The 18264-nt window shown below is 69.4% G+C and carries 17 protein-coding genes and 1 riboswitch; of the genes, 9 read left to right on the forward strand and 8 right to left on the reverse strand.

All coding sequences use genetic code 11. The annotated features are described in order from the left end of the window. The first annotated feature begins 184 nt into the window (after positions 1-184). Together ACYVD1_RS09780 and ACYVD1_RS09785 are read left to right on the forward strand one after the other, a co-directional pair. Positions 185-940 (forward strand): SDR family NAD(P)-dependent oxidoreductase, encoded by a 756-nt coding sequence (locus ACYVD1_RS09780; protein WP_460770525.1) that lies wholly within the window; start codon positions 185-187, stop codon positions 938-940. 180 nt (positions 941-1120) lie between these two features. Beyond that, on the forward strand, positions 1121-2749 hold the full coding sequence (locus ACYVD1_RS09785) for an AMP-binding protein (protein ID WP_460756261.1): 1629 nt from the start codon (positions 1121-1123) through the stop codon (positions 2747-2749). Positions 2750-2852: 103 nt separating this feature from the next. On the opposite strand, the gene ACYVD1_RS09790 is transcribed toward ACYVD1_RS09785, so the two are convergent. The 3 genes from ACYVD1_RS09790 to ACYVD1_RS09800 all read right to left on the reverse strand — a co-directional run bounded on the left by ACYVD1_RS09790 (position 2853) and on the right by ACYVD1_RS09800 (position 4191). Then, positions 2853-3122, reverse strand: coding sequence for an HPr family phosphocarrier protein (locus ACYVD1_RS09790; RefSeq protein ID WP_460756266.1), 270 nt, complete (start codon positions 3120-3122; stop codon positions 2853-2855). Positions 3123-3513: 391 nt separating this feature from the next. Then, positions 3514-3636: a hypothetical protein gene (locus tag ACYVD1_RS09795; protein WP_460756270.1), complete on the reverse strand. Its 123-nt coding sequence runs from the start codon at positions 3634-3636 to the stop codon at positions 3514-3516. Positions 3637-4068: 432 nt separating this feature from the next. Further along, complete coding sequence (locus ACYVD1_RS09800; protein ID WP_460770527.1) at positions 4069-4191, reverse strand: hypothetical protein; 123 nt, start codon at positions 4189-4191, stop codon at positions 4069-4071. Positions 4192-4429: 238 nt separating this feature from the next. Between ACYVD1_RS09800 and ACYVD1_RS09805 the strand changes: the two genes are divergently transcribed. Then, the gene (locus ACYVD1_RS09805; RefSeq protein WP_460770529.1) at positions 4430-5890 is read left to right on the forward strand and encodes an HNH endonuclease signature motif containing protein; all 1461 of its coding nucleotides are present in this window, start codon (positions 4430-4432) and stop codon (positions 5888-5890) included. A gap of 776 nt (positions 5891-6666) precedes the next feature. Here ACYVD1_RS09805 and argJ read toward each other — a convergent pair. Beyond that, the gene (gene argJ, locus ACYVD1_RS09810) at positions 6667-7827 is read right to left on the reverse strand and encodes a bifunctional glutamate N-acetyltransferase/amino-acid acetyltransferase ArgJ (protein ID WP_460760271.1); all 1161 of its coding nucleotides are present in this window, start codon (positions 7825-7827) and stop codon (positions 6667-6669) included. Between the two features lie 195 nt (positions 7828-8022). Here argJ and ACYVD1_RS09815 point away from each other — a divergent pair, with 195 nt between their 5' ends. Then, on the forward strand, positions 8023-9057 hold the full coding sequence (locus tag ACYVD1_RS09815; RefSeq protein ID WP_460760267.1) for a serine hydrolase domain-containing protein: 1035 nt from the start codon (positions 8023-8025) through the stop codon (positions 9055-9057). On the opposite strand, the gene otsB is transcribed toward ACYVD1_RS09815, so the two are convergent. Continuing rightward, a complete protein-coding gene (gene otsB / locus ACYVD1_RS09820) occupies positions 9026-9889 on the reverse strand; it encodes a trehalose-phosphatase (protein WP_460760262.1) in 864 nt (287 codons plus the stop codon). The two genes, ACYVD1_RS09815 and otsB, sit on opposite strands and share 32 nt — an antisense overlap. A 137-nt stretch (positions 9890-10026) precedes the next feature. After that, the gene (locus ACYVD1_RS09825) at positions 10027-10311 is read right to left on the reverse strand and encodes a DUF3263 domain-containing protein (protein WP_460760259.1); all 285 of its coding nucleotides are present in this window, start codon (positions 10309-10311) and stop codon (positions 10027-10029) included. A 231-nt stretch (positions 10312-10542) separates the two neighbouring features. Between ACYVD1_RS09825 and ACYVD1_RS09830 the strand changes: the two genes are divergently transcribed. Both ACYVD1_RS09830 and ACYVD1_RS09835 read left to right on the forward strand, forming a co-directional pair. Further along, positions 10543-11706, forward strand: coding sequence for a S8 family serine peptidase (locus ACYVD1_RS09830; RefSeq protein ID WP_460760254.1), 1164 nt, complete (start codon positions 10543-10545; stop codon positions 11704-11706). Between the two features lie 193 nt (positions 11707-11899). Continuing rightward, entirely contained in the window at positions 11900-12505 is a 606-nt protein-coding gene (locus ACYVD1_RS09835; RefSeq protein WP_460760248.1) for a GrpB family protein, read from the forward strand. Positions 12506-12568: 63 nt separating this feature from the next. On the opposite strand, the gene ACYVD1_RS09840 is transcribed toward ACYVD1_RS09835, so the two are convergent. Continuing rightward, positions 12569-14014, reverse strand: coding sequence for an alpha,alpha-trehalose-phosphate synthase (UDP-forming) (locus ACYVD1_RS09840; RefSeq protein WP_460760243.1), 1446 nt, complete (start codon positions 14012-14014; stop codon positions 12569-12571). A gap of 385 nt (positions 14015-14399) precedes the next feature. Further along, positions 14400-14544: riboswitch (SAM riboswitch) on the forward strand. Positions 14545-14557: 13 nt separating this feature from the next. On the opposite strand from ACYVD1_RS09840, the gene thrC reads away from it, so the two are divergent. From thrC to ACYVD1_RS09855, 3 genes are all read left to right on the forward strand, one after another. After that, positions 14558-15817, forward strand: coding sequence for a threonine synthase (gene thrC / locus ACYVD1_RS09845; protein WP_460760238.1), 1260 nt, complete (start codon positions 14558-14560; stop codon positions 15815-15817). A 56-nt stretch (positions 15818-15873) separates the two neighbouring features. Next, positions 15874-16152, forward strand: a complete 279-nt coding sequence (locus ACYVD1_RS09850) for a ubiquitin-like small modifier protein 1 (protein WP_460760235.1) — start codon at positions 15874-15876, stop codon at positions 16150-16152. 116 nt (positions 16153-16268) lie between these two features. Continuing rightward, positions 16269-16856, forward strand: a complete 588-nt coding sequence (locus tag ACYVD1_RS09855) for a PadR family transcriptional regulator (RefSeq protein WP_460760232.1) — start codon at positions 16269-16271, stop codon at positions 16854-16856. Between the two features lie 133 nt (positions 16857-16989). Here the strand turns inward: ACYVD1_RS09855 and ACYVD1_RS09860 are convergent, their stop codons facing one another. Next, positions 16990-18120 carry an endonuclease/exonuclease/phosphatase family protein gene (locus tag ACYVD1_RS09860; protein WP_460760228.1) on the reverse strand — a complete coding sequence of 377 codons (1131 nt, stop codon included), beginning with the start codon at positions 18118-18120 and terminating at the stop codon, positions 16990-16992. Positions 18121-18264: the final 144 nt, after the last annotated feature.

Raw genomic sequence — 18264 nt, forward strand, 5'->3', positions numbered from 1 at the left:
TTCTCTAAAGGCTAACCCGGCGCTTTAGAAAACACAACGTTTCCTATCGGTGAATCTCCTGTGTCCCCTTGGTGTCCCCTGCGGCCCCGCTGGCCCCGCCCCTCCGGTCCGCAGGGCCCGCACCGGCCCCGAACCCGCCCGCCGGGATACGCTCGGCGCGACAACCGACCTTGGGAGGAACCACATGACAGCGACCGCGGTCGTCACCGGAGCCAGCAGCGGGATCGGTGCCGCCACCGCGCGGGGGCTCGCCGCCGAGGGCTACGACGTGGTCCTGGTCGCCCGCCGCGCCGAACGGATCGACGCGCTTGCCGAGGAAATCAACAAGGAGGGCCACAGCGCCCGCGCCCAGGTCCTCGACGTCACCGACCGCGCTGCGGTCGACGCCTTCGCCGGGGCCCTGGACTCCTGCGACGTACTCGTGAACAACGCGGGCGGCGCGATCGGCACCGAGACCGTCGCCACCGCAGACCCCGCCGACTGGCGCCGGATGTACGAGGTCAACGTCCTGGGCGTGCTCAACATGACCCAGGCCCTGCTGCCCAAGCTCACCGAAAGCGGAGACGGGACCGTCCTGGTCCTGTCCTCCATCGCCGGTCACCTGGTCTACGAGGGCGGCGGCGGTTACGTGGCCGCCAAGCACGGTGCCCACACGCTGGCCGCCACGCTGCGTCTGGAGCTGGTGGGCGAGCCGGTCCGGGTGCTGGAGGTGGCTCCCGGCATGGTCAAGACCGAGGAGTTCTCCCTCAACCGGCTGCGCGGCGACGCGGAAAGGGCGGAGTCCGTGTACGAGGGTGTTCCCGACCCGCTGAGCGCCGAGGACGTCGCCGAAACCATCGTGTGGGCGGTCACCCGGCCCCCGCACGTCAACATCGACCTGTTGGTGGTCAAGCCCCGCGCGCAAGCCGCACCGCACCGGGTCCACCGGGTCAAGGAGTAACGCCCCGCCCGGATGCTCCCCGAGGGTGCGGGTCACCCGTTCGGAGATGTCCGCCGGCCGATGTGCCGGGTTCGGCTCGCATGATTTGCTGTGAGGTGGATTACACGACCGGCGGGGGCGGCGACCGAACGCCTCTGCCGACCGTGCGGTCTTCTGCCACGCACAGCTAGGAGCACGGACTTGAGCACGACCGACCCTGTCCCCAGCTACGCCTCCGGAACCTCGACGACCCCTCTCCTCGGCGACACCATCGGCGTCAACCTGGCCCGCATGATCGCCGCCCACCCCGACCGCGATGCCCTGGTCGACCGGACCTCCGGGCTCCGACTGACGTACCGGGACTTCGGCGCCGAGGTGGACCGGGTGGCGCTGGGCCTCCTCGACCTCGGGGTGGCCAAGGGCGACCGGGTCGGTATCTGGGCACCGAACCGCGCCGAGTGGGTGTTCGTGCAGTACGCGACGGCCAGGATCGGCGCGGTCCTGGTGAACATCAATCCCGCCTACCGCACGCACGAGCTGGAGTACGTGCTCAACCAGGCGGGCATCTCGGTGCTGGTCTCCGCGCCCTCCTTCAAGACCTCCGACTACGCGGCGATGATCGAGGAGGTGCGCGGCAAGTGCCCCGAGCTGCGCGAGGTGGTGCTCTTCGACGGCCCCGGCTGGGAGTCACTGCTGTCAGCGGGGGACCGGGGCGATCCGGCGCGGCTGTCCGGGATCGGCGCAGCCCTCTCCCCGGACGACCCGATCAACATCCAGTACACGTCCGGGACGACCGGATTCCCCAAGGGCGCGACCCTTTCCCACCACAACATCCTCAACAACGGCTTCTCTGTCGGTGAGCTGCTGGGATACACCGAGGCCGACCGGATCGCCATCCCGGTGCCCTTCTACCACTGCTTCGGCATGGTGATGGGAAACCTGGCCGCCACCAGCCACGGCGCCTGCATGGTCATCCCCGGGCCCGGGTTCGACCCGGTTACGTCGCTGGAGGCCGTCCAGGCGGAGCGCTGCACCTCGCTGTACGGGGTCCCCGCCATGTTCATCGCCGAGCTCGCGCTGCCCGACTTCGACGACTACGACCTCTCCACCCTGCGCACCGGGATCATGGCCGGATCACCCTGCCCTGTCGAGGTGATGCGCCAGGTCATCGAACGGATGGGGATGTCCGAGGTCTCCATCTGCTACGGCATGACCGAGACCTCGCCGGTGAGCACCCAGACCAGGCGGGACGACTCCCTCGAGAGGCGCGTGTCCACCGTCGGCCGGGTCATGCCGCATCTGGAGGTCAAGGTCGTCGACCCGGGCACGGGCGTCACAGTCCCGCGCGGGACACCCGGCGAGCTGTGCACCCGCGGCTACTCGGTGATGCTCGGGTACTGGAACCAGCCGGACAAGACCGCGGAGGCGGTCGACGCGGGCCGGTGGATGCACACTGGCGACCTCGCCGTTATGGACGGGGACGGCTACGTGAGCATCACCGGGCGGATCAAGGACATGGTGATCCGCGGGGGCGAGAACATCTACCCGCGCGAGGTCGAGGAGCTGCTGTACACCCACCCGGACCTGCTGGACGCACAGGTCATCGGTGTTCCGGACGAACGCTACGGCGAGGAGCTCATGGTCTGGGTCCGGATGCGCGAGGGCGCCGAACCCCTCACCGCCGAGGCGCTGCGCTCCTTCTGCGAGGGCCGGATCGCGCACTTCAAGATCCCCCGCTACGTGCACGTCGTGGACGAGTTCCCCATGACGGTCACCGGCAAGGTCCGCAAGGTGCAGATGCGCGAGGAGGCCGTCCGCCTCCTCGGCTGACGTTTGGGAACCGCGCGGTCCCCGAGCCGGGGGCCGGTAAGGGGTCGGCTACTGGAGACCGGGAACCGGGGTGTCCGAGGAAGCCTCCGGTTCCCCGCGTCGCCTACTTCGGGTCGAGCTCCTTGGCGAGCATCTCCACGAGGTTGTCCAGGGCCGCTTCCGAACCCTCTTCGTCGCAGATCAGAGTGACCCTCTGGCCGTGGGCGGCGCCTATGGACATCACCGCGAGGACGCTGCGCGCGTCCACCGGCCGGTGGCCCTCGCGGGAAACCATCACGGGAAGGCCGGTCTCGTTGACCGCCTTGACGAACAGGGCAGCGGGTCGGGCGTGCAGGCCGAGGAGGGAGCCGATGACCACGGTGCGCTCGGTCATGTCATTCCTTGGGAGGTGTCGGCCGGGGGTGGGGAAGCCCGCGAGCGCGCTGTCGGCCGCGCCGACGGTACTCCGGGCCGTACCCGTGGTCCGCGTGGCCCAAGCACCCGTTCCGGGGCCACGAGCGGGGCGCCGTGCCAGCCCAGGGCGACCGTAACCGCACCGGTGCCCCAGGTGGCGGGAAGGTGATCTGCACTAGAGCAGGAAGATCGGCGGGCCTGCGGTGATCGTGGCCGATGAGGGCGGCGCGATCCAATAACGACGCCGTGAGCTGTCTGCACCGTCTGCCCCTGGCCGAGCCTGACGCTCACAGGAGCGTTCTGGCGTGGCTACCGGGCCCGTCCCTGCACAGGGCTGTTGCATAATCGGGCGAGGGAGATGTTATCCCTGATCAGGGGAGCCTGAGAAGTTCGAGAGGGTGCGTAAAGGCCTCGTGGGACACCCGGCGCACAGCCTCGGGGATGCTGTTCATCTCCAACTCCGTCAGCAGCGGGATCGCCAGGTTGTGAAGCATCGCCATATGTGCAACAAGCCATATGTGTAACTAGCCATATGTGCAACAACCCTGCCCCGGCGGAGGCTACCCGGCAACCCTTAGGATGCCGAAAGCTTCAAACAATGATGCCCGGGTAGAGTGACTCTTGGTTTGGGTAGTCTTCTGCCTGGGTTTTTCTATCGGCTGACGGTTCCCTCCTTTCCCGCCGCCCGATTGTGGCCGTCTCCGCTACGCGCGTCAAGGTCGTCGCCATCGAGCGCTTCGCGCATCAACGGCGCTCCACCTTGACACGCTCCGCTACGACGGCGGGTTGGCGGCTACGGGAAAGAGGGGGCGCGTGGTTGAGGTCCGAGCCATTTCGGGCTTCGCCCGAAAAGCTCATTCTGTCGGCCTGGCGGCCGATGCCTGCCACTCCGCCGGAGCGTTGGCGGCTGGGGGTGTCGCGGCTGGTCAAGGTGTGCGGCGGACCACGAACAGCGCGGCCTTCGGCCGGTGGGCCACTCCGCCGGAGCGTTGACGGGTCGGGTGTCGCGGCCGGTCAATGTGCGCGGCGAACCCCTCCGTGTGGGCCATTCCCCGATGATCTTGCTACCGGAAGCAATTTCGGCGCCGAGATTGACCCTAGTAGCAAGATCATTCCCACGAGGGCGCGGATTTGCCCGCTTTGCCCAGGAATGCGAACAGGGGGTTGGCCCCCTTTTCCTGGAAGGCTTAGTTCCGGAGGGAGGAAAGGCGGGCCGGGGTGGCCAGGTAAGAGTTTTATATCCTCCGAGCTAGTGCTTTTCCGGGGCGTTATTGATATCCTTAGGGCATGACTTCTTCTTTCGGGCAGTGCGGGAACACGGCGGGCAATACCCCCGCCGTTTCCGCCATGGATGCTGCCCGGAAGAACATCGCTTCGGAAATGGCGGAGGTGCCTCCGGCGGGTGCGGCTGGTGAGGTCCTGGACGTGATCTCGCAGGTGTGCGAGGACATGGAACAGGCCCAGCTCGCGATGCTGCTGCGCCTGACCCAGCTGGAAGCAGCCGGCACCCTGTTGGAGGCCGGTGGGCAAAGGTCGGTGCAGAACTGGCTGATCCACTCGGTGGGCATGGTCCCCGTTGAGGCCAACGGGCGCGCCGAGCTGGCCCGCCGACTCTTCGCCCAGGAGCTTCCTGCCACCCGCCAAGGCCTGGACTCTGGGTTGTTGTCGATCGGGGAGGCGGTGGCGGTGTGCCGGGCCGCTGAGAGGGCGGTCAAGGCGCGCAACACCGGCCGCCACCCCGATGCCGGGGAGTTTCGGCGGATGATGGAGGCCGGGATCGTGGCCGCTAAGGCCAAGGAGCCGGCGATGTCGACCTCCCACATCGCCCGGCTGGGCCGGGAGCTGTTGGCCCAGCACAACCCCGCCGTGGTGGAAGAGCAGTACCAGGCTGCCTTCGATGCCCGTGGTGCACGCCTGGTGCGTACCTTTGATGCGACCTTCATGGTCGAGCTGTGGGGTCCGAGTGAGCACGCCGAGGAGATCCAGCGTGAGCTCAAGGCCCACGAGGTGGACTATGACCCCGAGAGGCTGCACGTATCGGCCTCCGAGCGGATGTATGACGCGTTCATGAACCTGGTCCGCTCCGCCTCCCACCCCACCAACCCCAGCGAGAGCGCCGGGGACGCTGAGAGCGCTGAGGGTGCCGAAGGTGCCGAGGCCGGTACCGGGGAGGGCAAGGACAGCAAGGGCAAGGGCGGCACGGGTCGCAAGCGTGCTGCGGTGGCGATGATCAACATCATGGTGCCCCTGCCCACCTTCCTCGGCCTCCAGAACCAGGAAGTGGGTGCGGGTCCGGCGGTGACCCAGGACGGGCAGGTGGTCTCCATGGCCGCGATCCGTGCCCTGGCCCCCAACAGTGTGCTGCGTCGGATGATCACCTCCCCCGAAGGGGAGACGGTGTTGGACGTGGGCCGCACCCAGCGCAACGCCACGGGTGCTCTGCGGGATGCGGGGATGTTCGGGCACACCACCTGCGCCTGGTACCAGGGCTGCAACACCCCGGCCAGCGACTCAGAGGCCGACCACAAGAGGAGCTTCTCGGCCGGCGGGTCCACGAGCGCGGACAACATCCAGCCACTCTGCTCAGACCACAACCGGCTCAAGTACCGCCGGGAGACCAACCCCGACCAGCCCATCTGGCAGGGCCGCCCCTCCCACCGCAACCGCGGAAATGACAACAAGGGTAAGGACTCGGACGCCGACCCCGACCCAGCCTCCACACCCATCCCGACACCTGAGGAGCGCTAACCCCGCCCGCCAAGGCCCTACCGCCCCACGCCCCGATGCCCTGGCTCCCCGGCCTCCTCCCGAGGGGTTCGCCGCACACCATGACCAGCCGTGACACCCGACCCGTCAACGCTCCGGCGCAGGGGCAGGCATCGGCCCCCAGGCCGAGGGGTCTGCAGCTCAGAATGACCAGCCGCGACCCCCGACCCGTCAACGCTCCGGCGCAGGGACAGGCATCGGCCGCCAGGCCGACCGGGGTTTCCCGGCCGAAGGCCGGGACCGCTCGGACCTCAACCACCCGTCCCCCTTTCCCGATAGCCGCCAACCTGCCGTCGTAGCGGAGCGGGTCAAGGTGGAGCGCCGTTGATGCGCGAAGCGCTCGATGGCGACGACCTTGAGGCGCGTAGCGGAGACGGCCACAATCGGGCGGCGGGAAAGGAGGGAACCCCACCCCAGAGAGCGAACCCCCGCCACAAGAGCAGGCACCCCAACGGAGCAACCCCGACTGCCCGAAGACAGCGCCCCAAGACGGCGCCCGAAGACGGCCGCCCGAAGACGGCGCCCCCAAGACGGCCGCCCCAAGACGGCGCCCCCAAGACGGCCGCCCCAAGACGGCGCCCCCAAGACGGCCGCCCCAAGACGGCGCCCCCAAGACGGCCGCCCCAAGACGGCGCCCCCAAGACGGCCGCCCCAAGACGGCCGCCCGAAGACGGCCGCCCCAAGACGAAGAGAGCGGTGTTGATCGCAGGCCCCCAGTGGTACGCCCACCAGGGCGTCAGCGCATGGTGCGCCCGGGCTCAGGTCGTGTAGTCCGCGTTGATCCGGATGTAGCCCTCGGTCAGGTCGCAGCCGTAGACCGTGAACGCACCGTCGGCGATGCCCAGGTCCACGCTGATCACCACCTCTTCACCCTTCATGTGCTGGGAGGCGCGCTCCAGCGTCTCGTCGGTGGCCTCGGTCGGGAAGGTCTCCACGTCCCCGAACACGATGCGCACGTTCTGCGGCTGGACGTCGGTCTCGTCCGAGCACTTGCCCACCGCCATCGCGACCCGGCCCCAGTTGGGGTCGGCCCCGTGCACGGCGGTCTTGACCAGCGGCGAATTCACCACGGCCTTGCCGATGCGCTTGGCCTGCGCGTCGTCGCGGGCACCGGTCATCCGCACCTCGATGAGCTTGCCCGCTCCCTCTCCGTCGGAGGCGATCATCCGGACCAGCTTGAGCGCCACCTCGTACAGCGCGGCCTCGAACTCGGTGGCGTCCACCGGCCCGGCCAGTCCGTTGGCGAAGACCGCCGCGGAGTCGCTGGTGGAGGTGTCGGTGTCGATGCTCAGGGCGTTGAAGGTCTTGTCCACGACCCGGCGGAACACCGCGTCCAGAGCCGGCTGTTCGAGTTCGGCGTCGGTGAAGAACCAGGTCAGCATGGTCGCCATGTTGGGTTCGATCATGCCGACGCCCTTGGCGATCCCGGTGAGGGTCGCGTCGCCGACCTTGGCGGTGGCGACCTTCGGCGCGGTGTCGGTGGTCATCATGGCCGCGGCGGAGCGGTCCAGGTCCGCGGCGGGGAACTCCTTGGGCAGGTCGGCCAGGTATCCGCGGACCTTGTCCATCGGATAGGGGCGGCCGATGACCCCGGTGGAGGCGATCAGGATGTCCTCCGGGCCCACGCCAGCGGCGCGGGCCACGCCCTCCTGGACCTCCCGGGCGTCGTCGGTGCCTATCTGTCCGGTCGCCACGTTGGCGTTGCGGGCGATCACCACGACCCCGCGGGCGCGGCCGTCCGCCGCCGCCTCGCGGCTGAGGCGCACGCTCGGCCCGGCGAACCGGGACTGGGTGAACACGGCGGACACCACCGCGGGGGCCTCGGAGACCACCGTGAAGAAGTCGTCCTTGGGGTCCTTGATCCCGATGTTCCCGGCGATGCCGACGAAACCGGCGGGAACGGGGGTCTTGCTGCTCATCGTCCTCCTCGGAACTCGCTGTCGGCAAGCCTAGCGGGGCGGACCGGCCCGGTTCCCGCCACGCCCGTGGGCCCCGGTTACGGCTGCCACCTGCACGGGTTTCGTACTGTGCGGTGACGGCGCGGGTGTGACAAGCCGGAGCGAACGGGGTATCCGCCGAGAAGGTGGAGGAGCCCGCTCGGGGGGAGGCGTGTTGTGCGTGATGGTGACTGGCTCACGGAGACTGGGGCGCAGATCCGTGGAGTCCTGAAGGTGCTGGTGGACGCGGGCTGGGTCCCGGGAGGGGCCGCCGTGGTCGGAACCGGCGGCATGTGGGAGTTCGTGGCGGTCGGGCGGATCGACGGTGAGCACGATACGGCGCCGGACGTGTCCTACGACGTCGCGAGTCTGACGAAGGTGATGGCGACCTGGCCCTTGGTCGGTCGGGCGGTCGCCGAAGGAATTCTGGACCTGAACGCCCCGATGTCCGAATACTTCCCGGCGGACGGTCTCCCGGGTGCTTGGGTGACGGCCCGGCAGATCCTCACGCACACGAGCCGCCTCAATCAGGTGACGTGGATGGAACGGTATGTGGGGACCGACCAGGATCTCGCCGAGGCGATCCTGGCCGACCCGTTGGAGGAGCCCGGCTACCTGTACATCGACCGCGGGTTCATCCTGCTCGGGCTGCTCCTGGAGCGCCTGTACGGCAAGGGCTTGGACCGGCTGGCCGCTGGCCTGTGGAGTGATCTGGGGATGCGTGCCACCACCTTCGGGCCGTTGGCGCGTACGCCCAGCGTGGCACCGACGGAGCGCCGCCTGGTCGGCGCCGCACCCGCTTGGGGTGTGGTGCACGACGAGGCCGCGGCGCTGATGGGCGGGGTGGCCGGGCACGCCGGGGCGTTCACCACCGCCATCGACCTGGGCGCCTTCGCCCGGGAGATGCTGCGCCTGTACGGGGGCGGGTCCGAGGGGCCGGTCCCCGGCTCGTTCGTGCGGGAGAGCTGGTCACCCCAGGTGGACGCCGGGGCGCGGCTCTCCAGGGGGCTCGGGTGGCTGGTCACCCCGGAGGGGGTCGTCTACCACAACGGGTTCACCGGGACGAGCCTGTTCATGCACCCGGAGAGCGGCCGGTACGTCGGTGTGCTCACTAATGCCGTGCACTACGGGCGCGACCGGACCGGGCTGGTGGACCTGCGCACCGCCGCGCGTTCGGCGCTCACGCCCCAAGCCCACGAATCGTCGCCGTGAGCTGACCGAGGTACTCGGCCAGCCCGGCGGGTCCGTGCACGACCAGGTCGGCGGCGCCCGCCACCTCGGTGACCTCGTCGGAGGAGGAGCACACGGTGAACCCGGGGACACCCTGTTCCCGCAGCGCAGTCACCGCGTGGAAGGCGGGCAGGTCGCCCAGGTCGTCACCGGCGTAGAGGACACCGCGCGCCGACCGTTCCCGGACCAGGGAGGTGAGGGCGGCACCCTTGTCCACACCCTGTGGACGGAGCTCGATCACCATCCGGCCGGGTTCCACCTTCAGGTCGGCGCGCTCGGCCAGCTCCGCAAGGGGCCCCGACAGCAGGGCCAAGGCCTTGTCGGGGTCATCGGCCCGCCGCGTGTGCACGGCCAGCGAACGGCCCTTGTCCTCGATCCACGTGCCCTTCGGAGCTCCCGAGGAGTCCACCAGGCCGGGGAGTTCGGCCCGGACCAGGGCCACACCGGGCGGCGGTTCGGCCGCGATGACGTGCCCGGCCGCCCAGCGCTCGGCACCGTAGTGCCCGAGCACGACGATGCCCGGTACCCGGTCCAGTCCGCCGAGGCGCACCGCGGTGGCGGCGGGGCGGCCGGTGATCACCGCGACCGAGCCCACGAGTTCCGCGAGTTCGGCCAGCGCATCCACGATCCCCGGTTGGGGTGCGGATGCACGCGGGTCGGCGACGATGGGCGCGAGGGTGCCGTCGAAGTCGAAGGCGGCCAGCGCTTCGGAGGGTTCGGTGAGCAGCGCGTCGAGCCCGGCGCGCCCGGCGCGGGTACCGGGCTCGGCGGGGCCGTTCGGCCCGGGGCGGCTGTTTCGCTCGTGCAGGGGCATGCGAGGACCTCGTTGGTTCGGGAGGGAAGCCGCGCGGTCGGATCCGGGGGTGACGGTGGTCGTGGCCGGGGAGAGCGCGGGGGTGGCGTGTGCGGACGCGGGGATCGACCCGGGCGACACGCCTCGTGGCGGGAGGGTCAGATGTAGATACCCAGCTGCCGTGCGTTGCGTTGGCGCCTTCGGTCGGCGCGCAGACGGCGCAGACGTTTGACGGTCATGGGGTCGAAGGCGAGTGCCTCAGGGCGCTCGACCAGACCGTTGAGGAGTTGGTAGTACCGGGTCGCTGAGAACCCGAACTCGTCACGGATCGCCTGTTCCTTGGAGCCTTCGAACTTCCACCACTGGCGTTCGAAGGCGAGGATGCGCTGTTCGCGTTCGGCGAGGGCCGCCTGGCCGTCTTCCGACGGACCGATATTCGGCATGGGACACCCCCTGGACGGGTCATTGTTTTGTCCGGATCGGCGCGACTCATGCTAGCGACTCGACATGCCGGATGAGGAGCGGATAACTCAGGACTGGCACCGGGGATACAGTTGCCTTTCCTAGCCCCCAAGTCACTTGTCCAAGCCTGAATCCTGTGCTCATGACAGAATTGCGAGGGTCCGGGGGAGGGCCCGGCGGAACGCCGACCGCAACGTTCGAGGGAGCATGTCGTGCTCGGGGGCAACAGCCGTAACAGGAAACACACGCGCCATGTTCTGGGTACCACGGCGGGGGCCTGTGCGGCGCTCACCGTACTGGGCCTGACGGCGGCTCCGGCCGTCGCCGACGAGATCCCCGACTTCCGGCCAGCCCAGTGGGCACTGGAGTCGATCGGTGCACAGGAGGTCTGGGAGTCCACACAGGGGCACGGCATCACCGTGGCACTGCCCGGGGCCTCGGTGGAGGAGGACCACCCCGACCTCCGGGACAACCTGGAGATCGACACCGAGTTCGGCGACAACGGGGGCGACACGGAGCAGGGCACCGCGGCGGCCGCCCTGGTGGCGGCGCACGGGCACGGCATGGACGCGGACGGCGGCGTACTGGGAGTCGCCCCGCAGGCCAACCTGCTGGCACTGCCCACCGAAGACGATCTGCCCGACGCCGTCCGCTACGCCGCGGACCAGGGAGCCCAGGTCATCCTGCTGCCCGACGAGGTCGGGCAGGACCAGGACCAGCTGGACGCCACGGAGGAGGCGGTTCGGAGCGGCGCCCTGGTCGTCGCGCCGGCCGGCGGCGAGGAGGACCCGAACGCCCTCCCGGTGGGAGGTGTGGACGAGAACGGGGGGCTCATCCCGGACTCGCCCGATGCGTCGCTCATCGAACTCGTCGCCCCCGGCGGTGACCTGGAGACCGCGGCGCTGGACATGGGTCCGACCGAGGTGACCGGAACCCCCTACGCTGCCGCGGTCACCGCGGGGGCCGCCGCGCTCCTCAGCTCCGAGTACCCGCAGCTCAGCCCGGGCCAGCTCCGAGCGGCGCTGGTCGACGGCGCCCAGGACGGCCCTGAGGGCCTGCCCTCCCTGAGTCTGCCCAGCGCCGCCGGTGACGCCTCGGGTGAGGCGCAGGACATCCCGCTCATCGACGAGGAGCTGGTGGAGGAGGACTCCGCGGTCGTGCCGGTGTGGTTCTGGTTCGCCCTGGCCGGTGTCGTCCTCGTCCTGGCAGTGCTCCTGGTGGTGCTGTGGGTGCGCCGCACCAGCACCGACCCCTACGGGGTCGATGCCGAGCGCCGTGAGGAGGACGAGCAGCTGGCCGCCGAGCGCGCCGAACAGGCCAAGGCCGAGGAGCGCCCGTCGAGGCGCAAGAAGGGCGGCCGCCGCCGCAAGTCTTAGGGCATGTCCGGTGCTCTCGCTCGGGTCGCCCCCGGCCTGACACGAGCGGGAGACCCGGGGAACGGAGCTTCCGGGCGAACTGTTGCATACGGTCATTCCTGGTCAACAGATGGTCACAGAAAAAGTGCGCGTGCATATGTAAGGCACGTTGACGGTCTTGACTCCTGCACCGGAGGCGACAAGGCTTTGTTGAATGTCGCCCCTTGAAACACCCTCTCTGCCCTCGCGAGGAGAACAGCGGGCCGGAACCGACCCGCAGGCACGCAACCTGGTGAACGGCCGTGTGCGCATCTCCGACCACGACCCCAAGTGGCCCTACCTGTTCAAACAGGAGGACGCACGGATCCGCGGAGCCCTCGGCGACCGCGTACTGTCCCTCGACCACGTCGGTTCCACGGCGGTGCCGGGCCTGGCCGCCAAGCCCTGTGTGGACCTGCTCATGACGGTCGCGGACTCCGCGGACGAACCCGCCTACATACCCGACTTGGAAGCCGCCGGGTACTCCGTGGTCATCCGGGAGCCCGACTGGTACGAGCACCGGGTTCTCGACGGGCCCAACATCAACCTCAACCTGCACGTGTTCACCGAGGGGTGCGCAGAGGTCGACCGGATGCTGCTCTTCCGCGACCACCTCATCGCGAACGCCGAGGCCCGCGACCGCTACACCGAGGTCAAGCGGGAACTGGCCGAGCGCACCTGGGAAAGGATCCAGGACTACGCGGACGCCAAGTCGGACGTCGTCACCGAAATCCTCAGCGAGGCCGAGGCCCGGTGGAAGAAGACCGTCCCCGAGGGCTGAACCCCCGCACCACCCCCGCATTCCGGGCTCCGGGCCCTCGGAGCCCGGAATGCGGAACCCGGCTCAGGGACGGAGCCCGAGCGAGCGCAACTGGTCCTGGAACCAGCGGCGCGGCGGCAGCGCCACAGCCGCCTCGGCCAGCCGGTCCCGGCGCTTGCGGCGCTCCGCCTCCGGCATGGTCAGCGCCCGGTGCAGCGCCTCAGCGGTCTCCACGGTGTCGTAGGGGTTGACCAGCAGAGCGTCCGCACCCAGCTCGTCCGCCGCACCCGCCTCACGGGACAGCACCAGCACGGAATCCTGCTCGGAGAGCACGGGGCCCTCCTTGGCGACCAGGTTCATCCCGTCCCGGATCGGGTTCACCAACAGCACGTCGGCCATCTGGAACGAGGCCAGCGACCGCGGGTAGTCGTCGTTGACCTCCAGCACCAACGGCGTCCACTCGGCGGTACCGAACTCCTCGTTGATCTCCTTCGCGAGCCGGAGCACCGAATCCGTGTACTCGCGGTACTCCGGTACGTCACCCCGGCTCGGGTAGGCGAACGCCAGGTGGGTGACCCGGCCCCGCCACTCCGGGTGGGCCATCAGCAGCTCCCGGAAGGACTCCAGGCCGCGCACGATGTTCTTGGACAGCTCGGTCCGGTCCACGCGCACGATCAGGCGGGCGTCGCCCACGGCCTCGCGCAGCGTCTCGCGCCGGGCCGCCACCGCGGGCTCGGCGGCGCTCTCCCGGAGCCCTTCCTCGTCAGCGCCCAGGGCGTGCACACCCACCTCGACGACACGCCCCCCGTGCTCCACCGTGCGCCGTTCGAGGTCGATGTCGGCGCGCAGGATCTCGGCACAGCAGCGCAGGAACGCGTCGGCCCACCGCGGGCTCAGGAAACCCAGCCGGTCGGCGCCGAGCATGCCCTCCAACAACTCCCGGGCTACCTGCGTCGGCAGCATCCGGAAGTACTCCGGTGGCGCCCACGGGGTGTGCGAGAAGTGCGCGATGCGCAGGTCGGGGCGGCGCGCCCGCAGGATCCGCGGCACCAAGGCCAGGTGGTAGTCCTGCACGGCCACGCGCGCGTTGTCGGCGGCTCCGCTGACCAGCGCTTCGGCGAAGGCGTTGTTGTACGCGGTGTAGTCCTCCCAGAGCTTGCGGAAATCCGAGCCGTAGGAGGGCTTGTTCGGGGTGTCGTACAGCATGTGCTGCACGAACCACAGGGTCGAATTGGCCACACCCGTGTAGGCGCCGGCGAAGGTGTCCTCCGGGATGTCCAGCATGTGAACCCGCATGCCGTCCAGATCGTGGGCGCGGTCCAACCGGGCCTGCGGCGCTTCGGCGGCGGCCCGCCGGTCGGGCTCGGAAAGGGCGGCGCACACCCAGAGGCTGTCGATCTCGCTGGCTACGGAGATCATCCCCGAGACCAGGCCGCCACCGCCCCGGCGGTGCTCCAGGGAGCCGTCGTCGGCGGTGGAGAAGGAGACCGGGCCCCGGTTGGAGGCAATGAGGATCTGGGCCTTGTCCACGTGGTCGTCCTCTCGGGAAAGCGCGAATGGGGTGGTTGGTGCGGACGGGAGGGCCGTACGGCTCGCGACCGGTGCGGTCCGGAGCCCGTGCCGCCTCTGGCGGCGTGCAAAGGGGGCGCGCCGGGCGCGACGCGCTCCCATAGGTCTCGCCTGCCGGCCGGCGCCCCAAACCCGCCCGAGGCCACCGGCACAGCTCGTCACACGGGCGCAACACGGACCCGTGCGTCGGTTCCGGACTACGGCCCGCTCAGCAGCCCGGACGGCCCGCCCGTCTCAGCATGTGAGCCCGTTGGTGTAATCCGGGTCACCCGGCATGGAAAACCGGTCAACCCGTCCGTTACAGTGACGGTGCGTCCCCAACGAGGGCAACGCGACAACTTCATATTGCTCATCCAGAGGGGTGGAGGGACCGGCCCGACGAAGCCCCGGCAACCATCTCGGTATGTGGACTCGCGATGTCAGGTGCGAACCCGCCGAGGCAGGTGCCAACTCCGGCCTGGGGTCAAGGTGGCCGCCAGGGAAGATGAGGGGAGAAGCCTCGCTATGGCGATCGCCGCCGCTGAACCCACCTCCGTCCGCGCTTTCGGACCGGGAACCGCCCTCTCCTGTAGGGAGTGCGGCGAGCGCTACGAACTCGCGCCGATCTTCGCGTGCCAGTTCTGTTTCGGGCCCCTGGAAATCGCCTACGACTTCGGCAGCGTCACCCGCGAGGAGATCGAGAGCGGCCCCAACAACATCTGGCGCTACCGCTCCCTCCTTCCGGTCCCCACCAACGTGGCCGAGCTGCCGAACATGAACCCCGGCCTCACCCCGCTGGTCCGGGCGGACCGCCTCGCTGCCGAACTCGGCCTGAAGTCCCTGCACGTCAAGGACGACTCGGCCAACCCCACGCACTCCTTCAAGGACCGCGTCGTCGCGATCGCCGTGGAGGCGGCCCGCACCTTCGGCTTCACCACGCTGTCGTGCTCCTCCACCGGCAACCTCGCCGGCGCTGTCGGCGCGGCCGCCGCGCGCGCCGGGTTTGAGTCGTGCGTGTTCATCCCGGCCGGGCTCGAGGAGGGCAAGGTCGTCATGGCCGCCGTGTACGGCGGCAAGGTCGTGGCCATCGACGGCAACTACGACGACGTCAACCGCTTCTGCTCCGAGCTCATCGGCGACGAGGCGGGGGAGAGCTGGGGCTTCACCAACGTCAACCTGCGCCCCTACTACGCCGAGGGGTCCAAGACGCTGGCCTACGAGATCGCCGAGCAGCTCGGCTGGCGTCTGCCCGAGCAGATCGTCATCCCGATCGCCTCCGGCTCCCAGCTCACCAAGATCGACAAGGGCTTCCAGGAGCTCGTCAAGGTCGGCCTGGTCGAGGACCGCCCCTACAAGGTGTTCGGTGCCCAGGCCACCGGCTGCTCCCCGGTCGCCAAGGCCTGGGAGGACGGCCACGACGTGATCCAGCCGGTCAAGCCGGACACCATCGCCAAGTCCCTGGCCATCGGCAACCCGGCGGACGGCCCGTACGTGCTGGACATCGCCGAGCGCACCGGCGGTTCGGTCGAGCACGTCAACGACGACCAGATCGTCGACGCGATCAAGCTCCTCGCCCGGACCGAGGGCGTCTTCGCCGAGACCGCGGGCGGTGTGACCACGGGTGTCCTCCAGAAGCTGGTCCGCGAGGGCAAGCTCGACCCCGAGGCCGAGACGGTCATTGTCAACACCGGCGACGGGCTCAAGACGCTGAACGCCGTCGACTCGGGCGTCACCGCCACGATCAAGCCGTCCCTGGACGCCTTCAAGGCCGAGGGCCTGGCCTGACCGGCCCCGTGCCCGTCCACCACCCGCCGAACCGACTTCCCAGGAGTACGAACACCATGAGCGCCAGCGTCCGCGTGCCCACCATCCTGCGCACCTACACCGACGACGCCTCCGAGGTGAAGGCCGAGGGCGCGACCCTCGCCGAGATCCTCGACGACCTCGAGGCCAACCACCCGGGTATTCGCGCCCGCATCCTCGACGACAACGGCAAGGTCCGCCGTTTCGTGAACGTGTACGTCGGTGACGAGGACGTCCGCTTCGAGAAGGGCCTCCAGACCGAGGTCAAGGACGGCCAGCAGGTCTCGATCATCCCCGCCGTGGCCGGAGGCTGCTGACCGGGTGAACTGCGGGGGCGGACGCCACTGGCGTCCGCCCCCTTTCTCGTGCCCGGACCGGCCCTGGCCGGAGCCTCGTAGCCTGGGATGAGGATTCTTCCGGGACGAGGGTGGCGATGTCGGCGACACGGTTGTTGGTGCTAGGGGTCGTGCGGATCCACGGTCAGGCACACGGGTACCGGGTGGGCCGCGAGCTCATGGACTGGGGCGCCGAAGAGTGGGCCAACACCAAGTGGGGGTCCATCTACCACGCGCTGCGCAAACTCTCCGCGCAGGGGAAGATCCGGGATTTCGTGGCGCAGGGAGACGAGGAGGCCGGACGTACCTCCTACGCGATCACCGAGGACGGTGAGGCCGAGTTCCGTCGGCTGATGCGCCGGGCGCTCAGCCACGCCGGCAAGGACTACGCCCTGCTGTCCGCCGGGGTCACCCTGATGACCGGGCTGCCGCGCGCCGAGGTGGTCGAGTTGCTGGCGGAGCGGCTCGTCGGGTTGGAGAAATACGCCGAGGAGTGCGCCGAGTTCATCGGGGCCTCCGACACGGAGTGGGGCAAGCCGCCGCACGTCCGCGAGCTCTTCCGGCTCGGGCACCACATGGTCGCCACCGAGGCCGCCTGGACCCGGCAGCTCATCGACTCCTTGGAAGCGGGGGAGTACGTCATGGCCGACGACCATCCCCGTGCCTTCGGACTACCTCCGGCCTGAGCGGTCATCCGCCCGCGTGCACAAGCGCGCGTGGACGTATGTTCGCGGCTGGGCAGCCGCGAACCGTCGACCACGGCGGTGGCGGGGCCAGGAGGGCGGCCCCCGCCATGCGTCTCGTCCGCCGAGCTGCGGCCTACGGGGAGTGGACGCTGATTCGGGCCCACAGCATCTCGTGGTCCGAGCAGGAGATGGACTCGTTCGAGGCCAGCCCGGACCCGATATCCTCGTGCTCCACCCCGTGCGCCGGGTTGGCGCAGTTCTGGGAGGGCTGGGTGACCCGGCTGTCCGTCACCCGCACGTTCGGGCTGGCGAACAGGTAGTCGTACTGGCGGTCGGGCTCCCCGGTGCGCTGGCCCGTGCCACCGTGCACCGCCCCGAAGGTCGAAGCACCCCCGCGACAGAAGAAGTTCATCTCGTTGCCGCACTCGCTCATGAGCTCGCGGAGGTATCCCTGACCGGCATCGGGCCCTAACAGCGTTGAGTAGTAGTCCGGGTGGTAGAGGGAGGACATGGAAGCCTCGTTCGGCTCCATGTTGAGGTCGGCACCGAGGACCACTGACCCTGCACCGTAGTTGTCCCGGATCCGGTCCGCGACCTCTTGGACCTCACCTTCGCGGGCCACCTCGTCTTCCTTGTTCGGTCCGTTGGTCAGATGGGTGGAGCACACGGCCATCGCCAGTTCGTCCGACGACGTGCACACCATGGACCGGTACTCAGTGACGTGGAAGGAGCCCAGGTCGAACCGGCCGACCTCGGCATCGCCCTGGGTGCCGAACCCTTGGCCCTCCTGGATGAGCACCGCGTTTCCGTATCGGGGCGGCACCTCTCCCTTCGCTCCTTCACCGGGTACGTCGCGGCAACGGGCCGGTTCCCTGTTCGCGTTGTCCGGATCAGCGGAGTCAGCCGGCTCGGCCCAGGCGGGTTCGAAAACGTACCCGTAGCCCTTGAGGTCGTCGGCGAGGGCTTCGATCTGGTTCTCGCAGACCTCCTGCAGGGCCAGGGCCAGCGGCCCGCGGTCGCGGACGCTGCTACCGATGGCCCACACGATGTCTTCGGCCTGGCCGTAGTGGCCGACCGAACCGAACATGTTGAACTGGCCGACGATGCCCTCGTAGTCGGCCGGGGCGGTGGTGGCACCATAGCCGGTGTCGGGGGCCGCGGCGGCGGTCTGCCCCGGTGCGGTGAGCACGCCCGCGGTGAGCAGGGCCAACGCTCCGGTGGAGGCCAGCAGGCGCAGCCCGGTGTGTAATCGTGGCTTGGTCATAGCGGGGCTCCTCGATTCGAGTGACGATCCCGCCTGCGCGATCCGAGGGACGGCATCGGCCCGGGGGGTCAGGGGACGCGCGCAAAGCTCTTTTCGAGATTACCGGCGGGGATCCCGCGAAAACAGGCCCTGTGGACAACTGAT

The sequence above is a fragment of the Nocardiopsis nanhaiensis genome (genome assembly GCF_054778635.1).